The sequence below is a fragment of the Gallibacterium trehalosifermentans genome, from assembly GCF_042433055.1.
Classification (GTDB): Bacteria; Pseudomonadota; Gammaproteobacteria; order Enterobacterales; family Pasteurellaceae; genus Gallibacterium; species Gallibacterium trehalosifermentans.
The window spans coordinates 117,605-135,064 of the sequence record NZ_JBHLWB010000004.1 but is presented as its reverse complement, the minus strand read 5'-3'; the positions used below and the strand labels follow the sequence as shown (position 1 = coordinate 135,064).

General features: G+C 37.4%; 18 protein-coding genes. 1 reads left to right on the top strand and 17 read right to left on the bottom strand.

The genetic code is table 11. The annotated features are described in order from the left end of the window. The first annotated feature begins 48 nt into the window (after positions 1 to 48). A complete protein-coding gene (gene suhB / locus ACFFHK_RS05120; RefSeq protein ID WP_382370201.1) occupies positions 49 to 852 on the top strand; it encodes an inositol-1-monophosphatase in 804 nt (267 codons plus the stop codon). Positions 853 to 930: 78 nt separating this feature from the next. Here suhB and ACFFHK_RS05115 read toward each other — a convergent pair whose 3' ends face one another. The 17 genes from ACFFHK_RS05115 to ACFFHK_RS05035 all read right to left on the bottom strand — a co-directional run bounded on the left by ACFFHK_RS05115 (position 931) and on the right by ACFFHK_RS05035 (position 17,451). After that, entirely contained in the window at positions 931 to 2,016 is a 1,086-nt protein-coding gene (locus ACFFHK_RS05115; protein WP_382370392.1) for an ABC transporter ATP-binding protein, read from the bottom strand. 4 nt (positions 2,017 to 2,020) lie between these two features. After that, the gene (locus tag ACFFHK_RS05110) at positions 2,021 to 3,655 is read right to left on the bottom strand and encodes an ABC transporter permease (protein WP_382370199.1); all 1,635 of its coding nucleotides are present in this window, start codon (positions 3,653 to 3,655) and stop codon (positions 2,021 to 2,023) included. Positions 3,656 to 3,740: 85 nt separating this feature from the next. Next, complete coding sequence (locus tag ACFFHK_RS05105; protein WP_382370197.1) at positions 3,741 to 4,754, bottom strand: Fe(3+) ABC transporter substrate-binding protein; 1,014 nt, start codon at positions 4,752 to 4,754, stop codon at positions 3,741 to 3,743. 148 nt (positions 4,755 to 4,902) lie between these two features. Continuing rightward, positions 4,903 to 6,099, bottom strand: a complete 1,197-nt coding sequence (gene manA / locus ACFFHK_RS05100; RefSeq protein ID WP_382370195.1) for a mannose-6-phosphate isomerase, class I — start codon at positions 6,097 to 6,099, stop codon at positions 4,903 to 4,905. A gap of 3 nt (positions 6,100 to 6,102) precedes the next feature. Beyond that, on the bottom strand, positions 6,103 to 6,588 hold the full coding sequence (locus ACFFHK_RS05095) for a DUF986 family protein (protein WP_382370193.1): 486 nt from the start codon (positions 6,586 to 6,588) through the stop codon (positions 6,103 to 6,105). 94 nt (positions 6,589 to 6,682) lie between these two features. Further along, positions 6,683 to 7,519 carry a PTS mannose transporter subunit IID gene (locus ACFFHK_RS05090; RefSeq protein ID WP_382370191.1) on the bottom strand — a complete coding sequence of 279 codons (837 nt, stop codon included), beginning with the start codon at positions 7,517 to 7,519 and terminating at the stop codon, positions 6,683 to 6,685. Positions 7,520 to 7,533: 14 nt separating this feature from the next. Next, on the bottom strand, positions 7,534 to 8,337 hold the full coding sequence (locus tag ACFFHK_RS05085) for a PTS mannose/fructose/sorbose transporter subunit IIC (protein WP_382370189.1): 804 nt from the start codon (positions 8,335 to 8,337) through the stop codon (positions 7,534 to 7,536). 22 nt (positions 8,338 to 8,359) lie between these two features. Further along, positions 8,360 to 9,355 (bottom strand): PTS mannose transporter subunit IIAB, encoded by a 996-nt coding sequence (manX, locus tag ACFFHK_RS05080; protein WP_382370188.1) that lies wholly within the window; start codon positions 9,353 to 9,355, stop codon positions 8,360 to 8,362. A 309-nt stretch (positions 9,356 to 9,664) separates the two neighbouring features. Then, complete coding sequence (gene frdD, locus ACFFHK_RS05075; protein ID WP_382370186.1) at positions 9,665 to 10,009, bottom strand: fumarate reductase subunit FrdD; 345 nt, start codon at positions 10,007 to 10,009, stop codon at positions 9,665 to 9,667. A 10-nt stretch (positions 10,010 to 10,019) separates the two neighbouring features. After that, complete coding sequence (gene frdC, locus ACFFHK_RS05070; RefSeq protein ID WP_382370184.1) at positions 10,020 to 10,415, bottom strand: fumarate reductase subunit FrdC; 396 nt, start codon at positions 10,413 to 10,415, stop codon at positions 10,020 to 10,022. 12 nt (positions 10,416 to 10,427) lie between these two features. Then, a complete protein-coding gene (locus ACFFHK_RS05065) occupies positions 10,428 to 11,201 on the bottom strand; it encodes a succinate dehydrogenase/fumarate reductase iron-sulfur subunit (RefSeq protein WP_065234725.1) in 774 nt (257 codons plus the stop codon). Further along, on the bottom strand, positions 11,201 to 12,988 hold the full coding sequence (gene frdA / locus ACFFHK_RS05060) for a fumarate reductase (quinol) flavoprotein subunit (RefSeq protein ID WP_382370181.1): 1,788 nt from the start codon (positions 12,986 to 12,988) through the stop codon (positions 11,201 to 11,203). The genes ACFFHK_RS05065 and frdA overlap by 1 nt, the downstream gene beginning before the upstream one ends. Before the next feature lie 460 nt (positions 12,989 to 13,448). Next, positions 13,449 to 14,024, bottom strand: coding sequence for a pyridoxal 5'-phosphate synthase glutaminase subunit PdxT (gene pdxT / locus ACFFHK_RS05055; RefSeq protein WP_382370179.1), 576 nt, complete (start codon positions 14,022 to 14,024; stop codon positions 13,449 to 13,451). A gap of 1 nt (position 14,025) precedes the next feature. After that, on the bottom strand, positions 14,026 to 14,913 hold the full coding sequence (pdxS, locus tag ACFFHK_RS05050; RefSeq protein WP_382370177.1) for a pyridoxal 5'-phosphate synthase lyase subunit PdxS: 888 nt from the start codon (positions 14,911 to 14,913) through the stop codon (positions 14,026 to 14,028). Positions 14,914 to 15,027: 114 nt separating this feature from the next. Next, positions 15,028 to 15,285: a class I ribonucleotide reductase maintenance protein YfaE gene (gene yfaE, locus ACFFHK_RS05045; RefSeq protein ID WP_382370175.1), complete on the bottom strand. Its 258-nt coding sequence runs from the start codon at positions 15,283 to 15,285 to the stop codon at positions 15,028 to 15,030. A 6-nt stretch (positions 15,286 to 15,291) separates the two neighbouring features. Continuing rightward, positions 15,292 to 16,014 carry a BUD32 family EKC/KEOPS complex subunit gene (locus ACFFHK_RS05040; RefSeq protein ID WP_382370173.1) on the bottom strand — a complete coding sequence of 241 codons (723 nt, stop codon included), beginning with the start codon at positions 16,012 to 16,014 and terminating at the stop codon, positions 15,292 to 15,294. 24 nt (positions 16,015 to 16,038) lie between these two features. Continuing rightward, positions 16,039 to 17,451: a nicotinate phosphoribosyltransferase gene (locus ACFFHK_RS05035; protein WP_382370171.1), complete on the bottom strand. Its 1,413-nt coding sequence runs from the start codon at positions 17,449 to 17,451 to the stop codon at positions 16,039 to 16,041. Between the last annotated feature and the right edge of the window lie 9 nt (positions 17,452 to 17,460).

Genomic DNA, 17,460 nt, shown 5'->3' with positions numbered 1-17,460 from the left:
TATCAATTTATCACACAACTGTTCTTTAAAATCTGGTGGAGAAAACCAATGAATCCTATGTTAAATATCGCTATTCGCGCAGTGCGAAAAGCAGGCAATATCGTTGCCAAAGGTTTTGAACGTCGTGATGACATTCAAACAAACCAAAAATCAACTAACGATTATGTTACTAATATTGATAAAGCTGCTGAAGCTGCCATTATTGAGATTATCCGTAAATCTTATCCTGAGCACACTATTATTGCAGAAGAAAGTGGAGCAAGCGAAGGTAAAGAAAGCGATATTCAATGGGTCATTGATCCACTAGATGGCACCACTAACTTTGTTAAAGGTTTACCACATTTCTCAATTTCTATCGCAGTCCGTGTAAAAGGGCGCACTGAAATTGCTGTAGTTTATGATCCAATCCGTAATGAATTGTTCACTGCAGTGCGTGGTGAAGGCGCTAAACTCAATGAATACCGCTTACGCATTGATAATTCCAGTGAATTAACAGGCGCAATTCTTGCAACAGGCTTCCCATTTAAAATCAAACGTTATGTTCCAATTCACTTAAATATGGTCTCTGCATTAATTGAAGATTGCGCAGATTTCCGTCGTACGGGTTCAGCCGCGCTTGATCTTTGCTACGTTGCCGCGGGTCGTGTTGATGCCTATTTTGAAATGGGAGTCAAAGCCTGGGATTGTGCCGCAGGTGATTTAATTGTACGCGAAGCAGGTGGCTTAGTAACCGATTTTGTTGGTGGACATAGCTATCTGACTAAAGGAAATATTGTCGCTGGGTCAGCACGTATCACGAAACAAATTCTGGCTAAATTACAACCTTGTTTAACAGACGAAATCAAAAATTAACCATAACAAGAAAAAACCAGCAAATTGCTGGTTTTTTTATCTTCTACCCGCATAGATGCTTACAAGCAAACGACTCTCTCATTCATTAAATACAATAAATGTCTTCGGACGAAAAAGTAATTGCACTTGACTGCCCAATGAATATTTCTGTTGATGATGAACTACTATAAACTGCTCATCATTTGTTGCGGTAAGATTCCATAATTTCAGTTGATAACGGTAAAAACCACCTAAAAAAATACATTGCTCAACCGTTGCATAAGCTGTCATAGGAGAACTCAGTTGCGTAGGAATCTCCTTTTCCCAGAGATGTAAGGCAATATCTTCTGGTCGAATTAACACACGATAATGTTGTTTTTCCTGCAAAACTTGTTCATTTGCTACGGATACTTGCGTTAAATCAAAATAAGTAAACGGTGATACCAGTCTATCCGCCTGTCGTTGACAGGGAAGATAATTCACCTTACCTAAAAACTCGGCGACAAAACGTGAGTTTGGTCGATGATAAAGTTCATAAGGTGTACCAAATTGAATAATTTTACCTTGATCCATTAAAGCAAGTTTATCCGCAAAAACAAAAGCTTCTTCTTTACTGTGAGTAACAAAAATTGCTGGTACCGCTTGCTGTTTTAAAATTGCACGAATTTCTTCGATCATTTGATAGCGCACTTGGCTATCAATATTTGAAAAGGGTTCATCGAGTAATAACAGTTTCGGCTCACACGCTAATGCTCGGGCAATCGCCACTCGCTGTTGTTGTCCGCCTGATAGTTGATGTGGATAACGTTGTTCTAGTCCTTGTAAATGCACTAACTTAACCATTTCCGCTAAGATAGCTTGCTGCTGTTGACGATTTTTCTGATGCAAGCCAAAGATAATATTTTCTGCCACGGTGAGATGGGGAAATAAAGCATAATCTTGAAAAATAAAACCAATTTGACGTTGCTCCAATGGTGTCGTTGTTAGATCATTGCCTGCCAGCATTATCTTTCCTGCACGCAAAGGCAATAACCCAGCAATCGCTTTTAATAGCGTGGTTTTTCCGCACCCACTTGAACCTAATAAACACACAATCTCTTGTTGTTCTAACACGAGATTTAGATCTTGTAATATGGTGTTATCGTGATAGCCACACGTTAACTGTGTAATTGATAAAGTATTCATCATCTTATTTTGTTCTATTTGCCAGTAACGAGCGAGTCAACATCATTACAGGAATTAACCCGACTATAATTAATACAATCGCAGGTAATGCTGCGCGTTCTAGTTGCTCATCAGAAGTATAGGTAAACACATGTGTTGCTAAAGTATCAAAGTTAAATGGGCGTAATAATAATGAGGCATTTAACTCTTTCATACTCTCAATAAACACAAACAATAATGCCGTTAAAATACCTTTACGCAATAACGGTAAATGAATTTTCCAGCCAACAACTAAGGCAGAATGCCCTAATGTTTTCCCTGCCATCTCTAACGAAGGGGGAATTTTATTTAATGCCGTTTCAATACTCCCAATCGACATCGCAGAAAAACGGATCACGAACGCGGTGATTAAGGCAAAAATTGAACCAGAAAAGATTAACCCTAATGGTGGTATACCTAACCAATTTGTTAACTGATGCAGTTGATGATCTGCAATAGTCAGCGGTATCAACAACCCAATCGCTAAAACTGTGCCAGGTACAGCATACCCTAAAGCCCCAATCCGCAAACCTGCTCTCGCAAATGAAACTTGGGTCATTCTTTGTAAAAAATGCAGCAATAATGCCAATATCACACTAATAATTGCTGCAACGCTAGAGACTAATAAGCTATTTTTCGCATATTGAAAAAAATTTGTTGTCCATGCTTCCGTAAAATAGTGATAAGCCCAATAACTTAGTTGAAATAGTGGAAGTAGAAAAGCTAACAAGACTAATAACCAACTATAAATCACTAAGCCTTTTTCCCACCATCTGGTTAAAGGTTGATATTGATGTGTTTGTTCACAACCTCGTTGATAATGTTGTTGCTTACGTCTCGCATAACGCTCAATCCCAATAAATAGGCTTAATAAAGCTAACATTGAAATCGCAATTTGTGCGGCTGCTTGTAAATCGCCTAATCCTAGCCAAGTATCATAGATCGCCGTCGTCAATGTTGGCACTGCAAAATAGAAAACGGTACCAAAATCACCTAATGTTTCCATCGCAACTAAAGCACAGCCAACAGAAATGGCTGGTCGTAGTAAAGGTAAGGTTATCCGCCAAAAAATATGCGTTGTAGAAGCTCCCAATAATTTAGCACTTTGTGTCAAATTTTCTGATTGTTCAAGGAGTGCCAAACGGGTTAACAAAAAGATATAAGGATAAAGGGATAACGCTAAAATAAAACAGGCTCCCCCTAAACTCCGAATCGACGGAAACCAGTAATCATGAATACTTTGCCAACCAAAAATTGCTCGTAACCATTGTTGAATAATCCCAGGATAATCTAAAAGATCTGTATATAAATAAGCCGATAGATAAGCAGGAATAGCTAATGGTAAACAAAGAAGCCATTGTAAAAGACTCTGACCTGTAAATTGGTAGCGTGAAACTAGATAGGCTGTTGGTATAGCGAAAATTAGGCTGATCCCCACTGTCCCACTGACTAATAACAGTGAGTTGATAAAATAATCGGTTAATACCGTATTCCATAGGTGTTGTAAACTCTGTAATGAACCTTGTCCTGCCTGATAGAGTAGTGCCACTATTGGCATCACAAAAAAGCCAATTAAGAGAAAAACAGTTAGCTGAGAAAATGGTCTATTAAGTTTAATCACAACTCATTACTAATCTAAAAAGTGAAAAACAGAAAAAGGCAGTTGTTTCCACAACCGCCTAATTAAAAACTACAATAAAAATAAATTATTCAATATCGAATTTTACTTCATCAATTAACTTCAAGGCTTTGTCATAGTTTTTCGCAATATCATTGAGTGGTAATGTATCTGCTTTAAAACTTCCCCAAGATTCAACTAATTTAGAGACGGCTACCCCCGATTTCACAGGATATTCATGATTTAATTCTGCATAAAGATGTTGTGCTTTGTCGCTACTTAAAAATTCAACAAGCTTTAATGCGTTTTCTTTATTTTTTGAATATTTTGCCACCGCAACGCCACTGATATTCACATGCGTACCTGTTGTAGTTTGGTTAGGGAAGTTGATGTAAACAGACTCTGCCCAAGCACGCTGTTTTTCATCTTCTAACATTTTGCCGAAGTAATAGCTATTACCAAGTGAATAATCACAAATACCTTCTTTAATTGCTTTCACTTGATCACGATCGCCACCTTGTGGTTTTTGCGCTAAATTATTTTTTAGCCCCACTAAAAATGCTTTCGCTTTTTCTTCACCATCGTGTGCAATCATAGATGCAACTAGTGATACATTATAAGCATGTTTACCCGAACGCACGCACACTTTGCCTTTCAATTCTGGTTTTGCAAGATCATAATAAGTAAAGTTTTCTGGCAATTTACCTACTCTATCTTTTGAGGTATAAATCGCTCTAGCTCGTGTTGTTAAAGCAAACCATTCATCATTTTGATCACGATATTGTGCAGGAATATTTTTTTCTAATACAGTTGAATGTACATGTTCTGCTAAGCCAGCATTAACTAATTCCATGACTCGACTAATATCAACAGTTAATAATACATCTGCTGGGGTAAGTTCTTTTTCACGTTTTACTCGTTCAACTAAACCTTTATCTGCATAGATAAGATTCACTTTTACACCACTTTGCGTTTCAAACTCTTTTAAGAGAGGTTCAATTAAGTAAGGTTGACGATAGGAATAAACATTAACTTCATTAGCTGCGAAAGCAGGTGTGGCTAATGTTGCTAACAAACTAACAGTGAAGAGTGATTTTTTCATAGAGCCTCTCATATTAAATTAACTGGGTCATAAGTAAGAATTTATAACATACAAAATTATCCCCTTCTAGTCAATAAGAATTATTCTCAATTACAATAAAAAATAAAAGGCAGCTTCCACTGCCCTAATCCACCATACAAATCAATAACTAAGGTAATTTTGCAATAATAGCATAACCTTGTTCTTCACCTTGAATACGATATTGGGTATCTGCTTCAATAAATAACGCTTCACCTTGTTGCACTGATAGGGTTTGATTCTCTGCAGTAATTTGTAACTTACCTTGCATCACTAACAACACTTCAGCACTCATAGCAACTAAATTACACTCAGATCCTGATTGATAGTTAAGATTAGCTAAGGCAAAATCCTGACTTGGTGTTTGATAAGTGTGATATCCCTCGCTTGGATCTGCTGCTGGTATGATTTTAGGGGTGATTTCTTGACAGTCAATAATCTTCAATAATTCTGGAATATCCACATATTTTAGTGTTAATCCCCCGCGAATCACGTTATCAGAACATGCCATTAATTCAATATTTTGTCCCCGTAAATAGGCATGAGGGATCCCTGCATCTTGGAAAATCCCCTCTCCTTGTTTGAGATGAACAAGATTAAATAAATAGAAACAGAGTAATCCAGCGTCCAATTTTTCTAATGAAATATCCATCGCTTCAAGAGCATAAATCACCCAATAATCAGGATTTTCTAGAGATAAACAATTTTCACGATAAGCAACTTGGTTTGCTTGAATAACAGGTAATAACCATTGTACTAATTGTGTTTGTGAAGCTTGCATCACTGTCGCATAAAAATCTTTTAATAGTTGATTTTCTAATTGCTCAGCTAATGGCATCAATGATGGACGAGCATATAAAGTCTTTAAAATGGCGTCTTTACTTTTAAATCCATGTAATAGCCAAAAATCCGATAATGCAATCATCATTTCTGGTTTATGGTTATCATCTTTATAACTACGGTTTGCATCTTTTAAATCAATGCCCTCTGCATTTTCACGGGCAAAGCCAATTTCGGCTTCTTTTTTCGTTGGGTGTAATTGAATAGAAAGTGGTTGCACGACATCTAAAATTTTTAATAGATAAGGTAATTTTTGCCCAAATTGTTGTTGAGATTTTTCCCCTAACACGTGAGGAAATTGCGCAATATAGTCAGCAAGATTGTATTCTGTATTATCTTTAACCAATATTGATGGCGCGCTCGGGTGCGCACCTAACCACCATTCTGCATAGATTTTGTCATCTACTGGTAATTGAAAGCATTGTGGAATATACGTTTTTCCACCCCAAATATAGTGCTGTGCCTGACCATTAAGGCGATAAAACATAACTTATTTTCCTCCAATCGGTTGTGTAATTCTGCCTGTTACCGCAAAAAACTGTAAAACTTTTGCTACATCATCAACATCACGAATATAAACAGGTAATGTCTTCCCGTTTTTTAATACAAGCTGTAAAAATCCATTTTCACTAATGTTGATAGTATTAATGTATTGATAAGGGATATACAGATTATTTAAAAAGAACCCATCTTTCTTTAATAGAAAAATGGGGTAACGAATAAAGGCATGATAAATTAATAAAATTGATAACATCACTAACAAATAGAGTGTTCCTGATTCAACTCCTTGTGGTAACGCTTGATATACCGCTATCCAAATCAAAAATAACATTACCAAACTGTCTATTTTATGCTTGTGCAATAAACGGATCTTCAATTCCGTTTTGCCATAACGTTTATCCATTAAAAATTGATCGTAAATAGCATAGAGAAAATATAAAACGATCAATACCAATAAAGTAATATTAATGATCATATCAATTTTTAGATACTGATGAAAAAATAGAAAGTGGGCACATTAGCCCACTCAGTACAAAGCTAATTATGGTGGGTAAATACCCACCAATGCTTTAAGCTAAAATGCCTGTTGCAGCACCAATAATACCGATCACAAAAATACCGATAATAATCCACAGTGCATTCACACGGTTACGCAATAACCACATACAAATAAAGGTGAAGATTAATGGCAGTAAGCCTGGCATTAAGCTATCAAGAATGTTTTGTACAGTGGTGATTTCGGTTGTACCGTCTTGCTTTTCAATCACTGAAACAACCAGCGGTACATTAATAGTCGTCCATTTTTGCACTAAAGCGCCCATAATGAACAAGCCAAGAATTGAAGCGCCCTCAGTCAATTTTTGCAACAAACCACCGCTCATATCTTTTACAACATCTAGCCCTTTCTTATAACCATAAGTTACCCCATAGTAACGTGTTGCTAAACGGACGAGGTTAAATAGGAAGAAGAACAACAATGGACCTAAAATACTACCGCTTAAAGCTAAACCTGCTCCTAATGCAGCAAATACTGGGCGAGCTGTTCCCCAATAGATTGGATCACCTACCCCTGCTAAAGGTCCCATTAAACCTACTTTAATCCCATTAATTGCCGCATCATCGATTGGTTTACCATTAGCACGCTCCTCTTCCATTGCAATAGTTACGCCCAATACGGGCGCTGCCACAAATGGTTGAGTATTGAAGAACTCTAAATGGCGTTTAATTGCATCTTTACGCTCTTGAGAATTTGCATCTGGATATAAGCGTTTAATAACTGGCGCCATAGCAAAGGCAAACCCTAAGGCTTGCATACGTTCAAAGTTCCATGATCCTTGGAAAAGGTTTGAACGGAGAACGACTTTATTTAAATCACTTTGGGTTACTTTTTTCATTTCAGTTGTCATTTCTACTTCTCCCATTAATCTAATCTGTTATCAAGATCGTTATTAGCACTTGAAACTACTTGCACCACTTGTTTACTTTGATTGTATTTAGGGTGAAGTTGAATATAAAGAATTGCCATAATTGTACCTAGTATACCTAATGCTACTAAGTTGAAATTCGTGAATGCAGCTACCACAAAACCCGCATAGAAAAACGGCATTAAATGACCTGCCCGCATCATATTAATAACCATTGCATAACCTACAACCGCGATGATCCCCCCAGCAATTTTTAATCCTGACGTTACCACTGGTGGAATTGCACTAAGCAATGATTGAACAGTATCTGTCCCTGCCGTTAATGCAACGATTAAAGCAGGAATCGCAATACGCATCGCTTGCAAAATCAATGCACTACAATGTACCCAATCAAGACGATTTAGGTTTCCGTCTTGTACTGATTTATCTGCAAGATGTTGGAAACCTACCGTAATTGCACGAACTACATAGGTTAATACCTGACCTGCTGCCGCAAGCGGAATGGCAATCGCAATCCCTGTTGCAATATCTTGTCCACCTACAATGACTAAAATAGTAGAAACAACAGAAGCTAACGCAGCATCAGGTGCTAATGCTGCACCGATATTCATCCAACCTAATGCAAGCAATTCTAATGAACCACCTACAATAATCCCTGTTTTAATATCGCCTAAGACTAAACCAATTAGTGTACAAGCAATTAATGGGCGGTGAGTTTGAAACTCATCTAAAATCGATCCCATTCCTGAAAGACAAGCAATGAGGAAGACTAAAAGAATTTGAATACTAGAAAGTTCCATAATTTTTTCCTGTTATTAAGTGTTAAACAAGATTGCTCTTTTGCAGCAAATCAATCATATTTTCTTTGCGATCATTAGATACCTTACGCACATCTAATTCCACATTCAGTTCAGCTAATTTCTTAAAGGCATCAATATCTTTTTGGTCAACAGAAATCGCACTAGTAATTTGTTTTTTACCATCACGATAAGCCATACCACCAATATTGACAGAGGTAATTTCTAACCCTGCTTCTACTAAAAATAATGCATCTGTTGGATTAGTGAATAACAACATGACCCGATCTTCATTGTATTCAGGGTTATTATAAACTCGCACCATTTTCTCTACATTAACTACGTGAGCCGTAACCCCTGGAGGAGCAGCTTGTTTTAGCATGGTTTTACGCACATCATCTCTATCTACTTCATCGTTTACAACAATGATACGATTAACCCGACTTTCCTTCGTCCAACGTGTTGCGACCTGACCATGAATTAAACGGTCATCAATACGTGCTAAACCGATCGTCATATGCTTACCTGCTGTAGCCACTTCAGGTTGAGCAGGCTTAGATGAAGCAGCAGTAGCAGGCGTTGGAGAAGCCTGAGGTTCTTCTGCTTTCTCTTGTGGCTTTTGTTCTAACTTCAATGCACGTACACCACCACGTCCAGTTTCAAGCGCAATTTCTGCCAACTCGGCTAATGATGGATCATCATCGCGAGCCATAAAGGTTTCAACAAGCATCGGAACGTTTACACCAGTAACCACTTCCATATGATCTTTACCATCTGCCACACGATTCGCTGCATTAAATGGACTACCGCCCCAAGTATCTACTAAAAATAATACTTGATCGCAGCCAGCTAACTCATTTGCCAATTTGTCTTGATACTTCCCAATAATAGTTTCCGCATTCTCACCCGGAACAAAATCAATAAACGCAACATTTTCTTGCTCACCAATCAACATCTCTGTTGTTCTAAGCAACTGCTCTGCTGCAACACCATGTGTAGCTATGATAATAGCAATACTCATAGGAGCTCCTTAATAATTTAATTTAATAGATAAAATTTCAAATAGAGTAATAAAGCGGGCGCAATTTTAAAGAAAAAATTAGCAAAGAGATATAACACAGATCACAAAAATGAAAAAAAGATATGAAAATTCAAGTTATTTTATCCATGTAATCTTATTTTTATCTAAAAATTTAAGATAAAAGAGAGATAGATGGGGAATCACTCACATTTAATTTACATTAAAAAATAAATATCAATGAAATTTATTTTATGAAATAAAAAAATCCTCCACCTTATAAAGATAGAGGATTTTCAAACTATATTGCAATTATAAAGCAATCACTGCACAAAGTGTAAGCACTGAATAAAGTACCGCTAATCCATAGAAAATCACACCACCAGCTGGTACATGAACTTTAAAATCATGCAAGCCTAGGTGAATACGATGGATACCACACCAAGTTGGGAAAATTAATAATGCAAGGATAACTAATTTACCAATCCAAGTGTGAGCAAATGCAATGATATTATCTGGTGATACAATACCAAACGGTAGTAAAAACCCTAAAATTAAGACTAATACAGGGAAAAATACCGCACTAATTGCCCCACCAGCACCGAATAATAACCAAACTGCTGGTTCATTTGAACGTTTTGGAGTTTCTTTGTTCATCTTATTTTTCCTATACTAAAATTAAGGTGATAATACTTACCACAGCAGTGATGCCCCAAAAGACTTTGGCGACAAGATTCACATTAATACGTTCATTTTTTACAATGATATTCATCATTTGCGGCGCCATATTAAAGAATGTGAAGCTGTTTAATAACACTGCTCCAAGCGTAATGACATTTAAAATCACAACCACTGGATTTTGTAAAAATCCAATGAATTTAGTATCAAATGTACCATTACCTAAGCAAAGTAAGCCGTAAAATAATTCTAAACAGAACCAAATTGTTGGTACTGCAGTACTTTCACGCAATACATAGAATTTGTAAAAATCTAACTTTTTCCACCAAGTCGCTTTTACTTCACGCACGTATTTTTTGCGTTTACTGGTTGCTACTGTTGTCATTTTACTTTCTCCTTACTTTTGCATTTTTAACATTGCAAAAACGTAATCTTTCGCACTTTCAATCTTACCTTGGTTAACTGCTGAAGCTGGACCAACATGTTTTGGACACACTTCTGAACAATAACCTACGAAAGTACAACTCCATACACCATTTTTACCGTTGAGAATCTTCATACGCTCTGCTTTACCATGATCGCGATTATCTAAGTTATAACGATGCGCCAACGTAATTGCAGCAGGACCAACAAATTCAGGATTTAAACCAAATTGTGGGCAAGCGGCATAACACAAACCACAGTTAATACACATTGAGAAAGTACGATATTTCTCTAATTGCGCTGGAGTTTGTTTGGTTCTTGACTTCGCTAATTCTGATGATGGTTGTGGTTCATTTTTTAACTCAGGTGCTTGGTTACCAATAATATATGGTTTGATAGACTCAAGACTTTCAATGAAATGGCTAAGATCAACCACAAGATCACGCTCAATCGGGAAATTTGCTAATGGTTCAATACGCATATGACCACTAAAATCACGTAAGAAAGTCTTACACGCTAATTTTGGTTTACCATTTACCATCATTCCACAAGAACCACAAATCGCCATACGGCAAGACCAACGGTAAGATAATTCAGGCTCAAGTTTATCTTTAATATAACCTAACGCATCAAGTAATGAGGTTTGGCTATCATATGGAACTTGATAAGATTTTAAATGCGGCTCACTATCTACTTCAGGGTTATAACGTAGAATTTCCACCGTCATTGTTTGTAATGCATTCGCCATTATTTTGCCCCTTCTTTTGCTGCTTCTGCGGCTTCTGCTTCCGCACCATAAACACGTTTAGCTGGTTGAGATTTAGTAATTTTCACATCACTATATTCAATAGTTGGTAAACCATCTTCTTTATAGAAAGCTAAAGTATGTTTCAAATAGTTCACATCATCACGCTCGGTATAGTCTAAACGTTGATGTGCGCCACGAGATTCTTTGCGTTCAAGAGCTGAGCAAGCAATAGATTGAGCCACATCTAAGATATAACCTAATTCAATAGTATAAAGCACATCTGTATTAAATACGCTTGAGCGGTCTGATACACGGATACGTTTATAACGCTCTTTTAATTCTTGGATCTTATCAACCGTTTTTTGCATACTCTCTTGAGTACGATAAATACCACAACCCTCTTCCATAGAGTTGCCCATTTCATCACGAATCGCAGACCAAGACTCTGTACCTTCTTGTGCTAACAATGCATCAACACGTTTGATGACATCTTGTGCTTGAGCATCAATAACGGATTGATTTGCTGGTTGAGCTTCTACTGCACGTTGTGCTGCGTACTCACCAGCAACACGGCCTAATACAAGCAATTCAGCTAATGAGTTAGAACCTAAACGGTTAGCGCCATGTAAACCAGAAGAAGCACATTCACCTACTGCAAATAACCCTTGAATACGGGTTTCACTTTGTTGGTTAACTTCAATACCACCCATTGTATAGTGAACAACAGGACGCACTGGAATTGGTGCTTTCGCTGGATCAACACCCTCATATGCTTGTGCTAATTCACAAATAAATGGTAAACGTTCATGAAGATATTTTTCACCAAGATGTCTTAAATCTAAATGAACAACATCAACACCTTTTGCTGTTTTTAAAGTATTTCCTTTTTGTAATTCTTGCCAGAATGCTTGTGAAACTTTATCACGTGGACCAAGTTCCATATATTTATTTTGTGGCTGACCAATAGGCGTTTCTGGTCCTAAACCATAATCTTGTAAATAACGATAACCATCTTTATTTACTAAGATACCACCTTCACCACGACACCCCTCAGTCATCAGAATACCAGTATTTGGTAAACCTGTTGGGTGATATTGAACAAATTCCATATCACGAAGAGGAACACCATGACGGTATGCCATAGAAAGTCCATCACCAGTTACAATACCGCCATTAGTATTGAAGCGGAATGCGCGGCAACCACCACCTGTTGCAATAACAACAGCATTGGCGTTGATTTGCACCATGGTACCTTCCATCATATTCATCGCAACAACACCACGTGCATGACCATCATCAACAAGAATATCTAGCACAAAATGTTCATCAAAACGTTGAATTTGCGGAAATTGAATGGAAGTTTGAAATAGGGTATGAAGTAAGTGGAAGCCCGTTTTATCCGCGGCAAACCAAGTACGTTCAATTTTCATTCCACCGAAACGACGTACGTTTACATCACCATCTGGACGACGACTCCACGGACAACCCCAACGCTCAAGTTGTGTCATCTCTACAGGAGAATGTTTTACAAAATACTCTACAACATCTTGTTCACATAACCAGTCGCCACCAGCAACAGTATCATGGAAATGTTTATCGTAAGAGTCTTCCTCTTTAATCACCGCTGCTGCACCACCTTCCGCGGCAACAGTATGACTACGCATAGGATAGACTTTTGAAATTAGAGCAATTTTTAGGTTAGGATTCGCTTCTGCAGCTGCGATTGCAGCACGCAAACCACCACCACCAGCACCAACAATTGCAATATCGACATTAACGGTCTGCACGATATTCCTCCAAGTTAATTAATTACGAGTAAAAAGTATGATTATTTTGCCATTAATTGATTTGAAGGTAATTATTTTTTCACAGATTTTTAATAAAAAAAGTCTGTTTCGTGATCTACCTCAAAAAAGTTATCTCTCTTTCTAATAAATAAAATATAGAAGCTGAATTTGCTTATAGAACAAGATTCATACAACGCTAGAAATAGAAGAAATTCTTGAGACTTTTTATTATAAAAAATACAGACAAACATTTTTATTACAAATTAGCAACAATACAGTGTTTAGTAAGCTAGCTATTAACAATTCATCAATAACTTATTTATTACTCTAAAATAGGCTGCAATAGATACCGCACTGACAGTTTAGTGTAAATTTTAGACAGACAATGTAAATCTTCACGTAAAAAAGCACTAACGAAATTCATTAGTGCTAATTTCAACAGAATATTGTCTCTTATTTTTTATTTTGCAACACACTCTTGCAAAAATAGCTTTAAAATTGATAGATCTGAAGTTAATTCAGGGTGAAATGAACAAGCGAGTAGTTTACCTTGACGGGCTAATACTGGGTGCTCAGCATAAGAAGCCAAAATATCTACTCGCTCACCTACTTTAACAATATAAGGGGCTCGAATAAATACGGCAGGAACAAGCTGTTCAATTCCCTTAACGTGTAATTCCGTTTGAAAACTATCCACTTGCCGCCCAAAAGCATTGCGTTGCACTTCAATATCCATTAATTGCAAATGCGCTTGCTCTTCACCAACGAGTTGTTTCGCTAACAAAATCATTCCCGCACACGTTCCGAAAATCGCTTTATTTGTTGCAAATTGTTGTAATGCTTCAATAAATCCATAATTTCGCATCAATTTCCCTATAGCCGTACTTTCACCACCTGGTAAAATAATGCCATCTAACTGCGCTAATTGTGCAATCTGCTTTACGGCAATGGCGGTAACGCCCAGTTGTTGTAATTGTGCCAAATGTTCACTTACAGCGCCTTGCAACGCTAAAACCCCTATAGTAAGTGATTTCATCTTACCACCCACGCTCTTGCATTCTTTCTGCAACAGGCAGTTGAGAAATTTCAATCCCTCTCATTGCTTCACCAAGCTCTTCTGACAAGCGAGCTATTAAATCATAATCTTGATAATAGGTTGTTGCTTGAACAATCGCTTTCGCAAATTTTTCTGGATTCTCTGATTTAAAAATCCCCGAGCCAACAAAAACACCATCTGCCCCCAATTCCATCATTAATGCGGCATCAGCAGGCGTTGCAACACCACCAGCAGCAAAGTTTACTACTGGTAAACGCCCTAATTGTTTAATTTGTACTAATAGTTCAAAGGGAGCCCCTAGATTTTTCGCTTCAGTCATTAATTCATCATGACTCATTGCTACGACTTTTCGTACTTGCGCATTCACTTTACGCATATGCCGAACCGCCTCAACAATATTGCCTGTGCCAGGTTCACCTTTCGTTCGCAACATCGCTGCCCCTTCACCAATACGGCGTAAAGCTTCACCGAGATCACGACAACCACAAACAAACGGTACAGTAAACTCACTTTTTAACAAATGGAACTCTTCATCAGCAGGGGTTAGCACTTCACTTTCATCAATATAATCTACCCCCATAGCCTCTAACACGCACGCTTCGGTAATATGTCCAATTCTTACTTTTGCCATCACGGGAATTGACACGGCATTCATCACTTCTTTAACAATACGAGGATTTGCCATACGCGCCACACCACCTGCCTTACGAATATCTGATGGAACCCGCTCTAACGCCATCACCGCTACCGCGCCAGCTGCTTCAGCAATACGCGCTTGTTCCGCATTGACAACGTCCATAATCACGCCACCTTTTTGCATTTGTGCCATACCACGCTTGACCACATCACTACCAATAATTGCATTCATCTGCTTTTCTCCACTTTGTAATTAAATAACTCTTATTCTGACGAAAATTGGTAGGTTGAAAAGTATCAATTTTAGCAAACTTAATAAGGTCAGATAGACTAGGTAAAACTTGAGTTACAGATCTAAAATCAGATCTGATTCCACTTGGCAACAGCAAAGTAAGATTTCATTAGACTGTAAAAAGGCTAACGGGGGTTGGCGATAACTCACTTTGCCTTGCAATAATTTTGTACGGCAGGCACCACAATAACCTGATCGGCATTGATATTCATGAGGAATATTATGTTGTTCAAGGTTTTCCAACAAAGATTGTTGATTATCATGTTGTAAGACTTGCTGACGTTGGACTAACTGGACTTGAAACACTTTCATCTCTGATTACTCATGTTTTTCATATGATAAAACAAACTTAAATAGCTTCAATAAAGCAATCAGATCGGTTCTCGCAATACAACGAAATAGACGTAAGAAATGGTATAAGCCTCGATATTTATGTACTAACGCATAAGTATATTGCCATTGTTGTTCACCTCCTTGTTGGCGATAAATTGAAATACTCTTGGCAATTTGTTGATCTGTTACTTTTTCACTAACATATAAACTATGGATATAAAACAACAAATCACGTGCTTTTTGTAGGTGTAAATTATGACTAAATGTTTTTGACTCAAAATCAATAAAACGCACTCCATCTTCTTTCCACCCCATATCGCGAATGGCAGGTCTACCATGGAATAAATTCTGTTGGTGTAGCTGTGCTAAAGCTATAGCAGCATCATGCAGTAATTTTTCGGTAAACGCTGGTGTAGTCGTTGTTTCATTTAAATAACGCTTAACAGATTGTCCAACATCTTCAATCACAAAATAACTATCGCTGACTAACACTAATTTTGCGACTGCAGCTTGCTGCTGATTTAAATACTGTAAAGTTTTGATTTCTCGTTGCAATGCTGCCTGAGGATTTGGTTTAAGTAAACGCATTGCGCCTGTCGTTTTCTCAACCTGTTTAAGCCAAAATTTTTTTCCAGCATACTCAAAAGGAAAAACCCTTTCATCAGGGTTTTTCGTAACTAAATCTGCAACATACTCAGAAAAACGCATAAAAAATCCAAATTATTATTTTCTTTATTTTGCAATTTGTGGTCGATAACACTGTGCATTTTGTTGCACATCTTCCAATCGCCAATCTACCAGTAATTTGCCATTTTCAAAGACTGTTTGCATCATTGAATTATCGTCATATTGATTTAACGGCAACTGATCAATATTAATGGTTTGATATTTTTCACCATTCCAAATCAGATCCAAACGCCCTTTCTTGCTCACCTTACCTTTATCTGTGATAGGTGCTTTATAGACATCAATTAATTTATTTTCTGTTATCACGCAACTACATTTCATCGCAAAACGATGTGTATCACGGTTAATGCTGGTTTCTAAATTGCCTTGTAGCAACGAACCACCACACCCTAGAATTAAGTTTTCTGCTGAGAATTGATTATCTTGTAATGCTTTCAGTAAATCCCAAGCTGTATTCTCATTAACGCCATCACCTTGCAAGATCCGTACATTATTTAACACACGGTAACCTTTTTTATTGACAGTTGTACCAAACGCTTCAGCTAATTTTTCACAAGCAAATAGAACATTACTAATCGCATCACCACTATCAGGGCGAACTACTAATGGATACTTACGTTGTTTCACTTTTTCAGCTAATTGCTGACAGAAAATATTACCAATCGCATTGTAATAGTCATAACTATCTACCACGATAGAGATGACCGAATCCTGATATTTATCTAACAGATTTTCATAAGCTTCTATTTCACGCTCTTTCGACCAAGAAGTAATAGTGCTGTGTTCTGCTGCTGGGACACTAAATCCAGCCATTTCTGCGCCATAATATTCACGCATAAATAGCAATGCTGCAACATTATCTGTCCCTTTAAAATTAATTAAATGTGCCGCTCCACCAATAGCCGCACTTTCTTCACTTGATACACCACGATAACCAAAATCATGTAACATGAAAGGTAAAGCAGCTAAATTATCGGCAGTTTCCTGTAAGAATTTACGACAGATCCGTTGATAAGAATGAGAAAGGGTAGCTACCGTACAAGGATACCAAATTTTTAATAATAACGTTTCGAAGAAACTGACTAGCCAAGCGCATTTTTCGTCGGTATTTTCGACAGTAAGTAAAACATTATGATTATTTACCAAGCTACCTTCAGGTACCGCTCGAATTTTCAACGGTAAATAGCCTTGATGCGCATGCAAAATATATTGCCAATTTTCACGTTCAAACGGCAAGCCATGCAAACGCATAATCTCTTCTGCTTCATCAATCATTGATTGAGTAATTGGTTGGCAAAGATATTTTTTTAGATAGTATTGCAAGCCAAAGAATTGCGTATAACCATAACGCCCACCACGACTTTCAATATAATGATGCATATAAGTCATCTGATTTGGATATTGTGCTGAGTGGGAATATTTATAAGAATCACTCATTAAAATAATATTTTTTACCATTATGGTTAC

Bases quoted from the DNA above. Each gene is read 5' to 3' on its own strand.
- suhB (WP_382370201.1), top strand. From the start codon at position 49: ATGAATCCTATGTTAAATATCGCTATTCGCGCAGTGCGAAAAGCAGGC.
- ACFFHK_RS05115 (WP_382370392.1), bottom strand. From the start codon at position 2,016: ATGAATACTTTATCAATTACACAGTTAACGTGTGGCTATCACGATAAC.
- ACFFHK_RS05105 (WP_382370197.1), bottom strand. From the start codon at position 4,754: ATGAAAAAATCACTCTTCACTGTTAGTTTGTTAGCAACATTAGCCACA.
- manA (WP_382370195.1), bottom strand. From the start codon at position 6,099: ATGTTTTATCGCCTTAATGGTCAGGCACAGCACTATATTTGGGGTGGA.
- ACFFHK_RS05095 (WP_382370193.1), bottom strand. From the start codon at position 6,588: ATGATCATTAATATTACTTTATTGGTATTGATCGTTTTATATTTTCTC.
- ACFFHK_RS05090 (WP_382370191.1), bottom strand. From the start codon at position 7,519: ATGACAACTGAAATGAAAAAAGTAACCCAAAGTGATTTAAATAAAGTC.
- ACFFHK_RS05085 (WP_382370189.1), bottom strand. From the start codon at position 8,337: ATGGAACTTTCTAGTATTCAAATTCTTTTAGTCTTCCTCATTGCTTGT.
- manX (WP_382370188.1), bottom strand. From the start codon at position 9,355: ATGAGTATTGCTATTATCATAGCTACACATGGTGTTGCAGCAGAGCAG.
- frdD (WP_382370186.1), bottom strand. From the start codon at position 10,009: ATGAACAAAGAAACTCCAAAACGTTCAAATGAACCAGCAGTTTGGTTA.
- frdC (WP_382370184.1), bottom strand. From the start codon at position 10,415: ATGACAACAGTAGCAACCAGTAAACGCAAAAAATACGTGCGTGAAGTA.
- ACFFHK_RS05065 (WP_065234725.1), bottom strand. From the start codon at position 11,201: ATGGCGAATGCATTACAAACAATGACGGTGGAAATTCTACGTTATAAC.
- pdxT (WP_382370179.1), bottom strand. From the start codon at position 14,024: ATGAAATCACTTACTATAGGGGTTTTAGCGTTGCAAGGCGCTGTAAGT.
- pdxS (WP_382370177.1), bottom strand. From the start codon at position 14,913: ATGAATGCAATTATTGGTAGTGATGTGGTCAAGCGTGGTATGGCACAA.
- yfaE (WP_382370175.1), bottom strand. From the start codon at position 15,285: ATGAAAGTGTTTCAAGTCCAGTTAGTCCAACGTCAGCAAGTCTTACAA.
- ACFFHK_RS05040 (WP_382370173.1), bottom strand. From the start codon at position 16,014: ATGCGTTTTTCTGAGTATGTTGCAGATTTAGTTACGAAAAACCCTGAT.
- ACFFHK_RS05035 (WP_382370171.1), bottom strand. From the start codon at position 17,451: ATGGTAAAAAATATTATTTTAATGAGTGATTCTTATAAATATTCCCAC.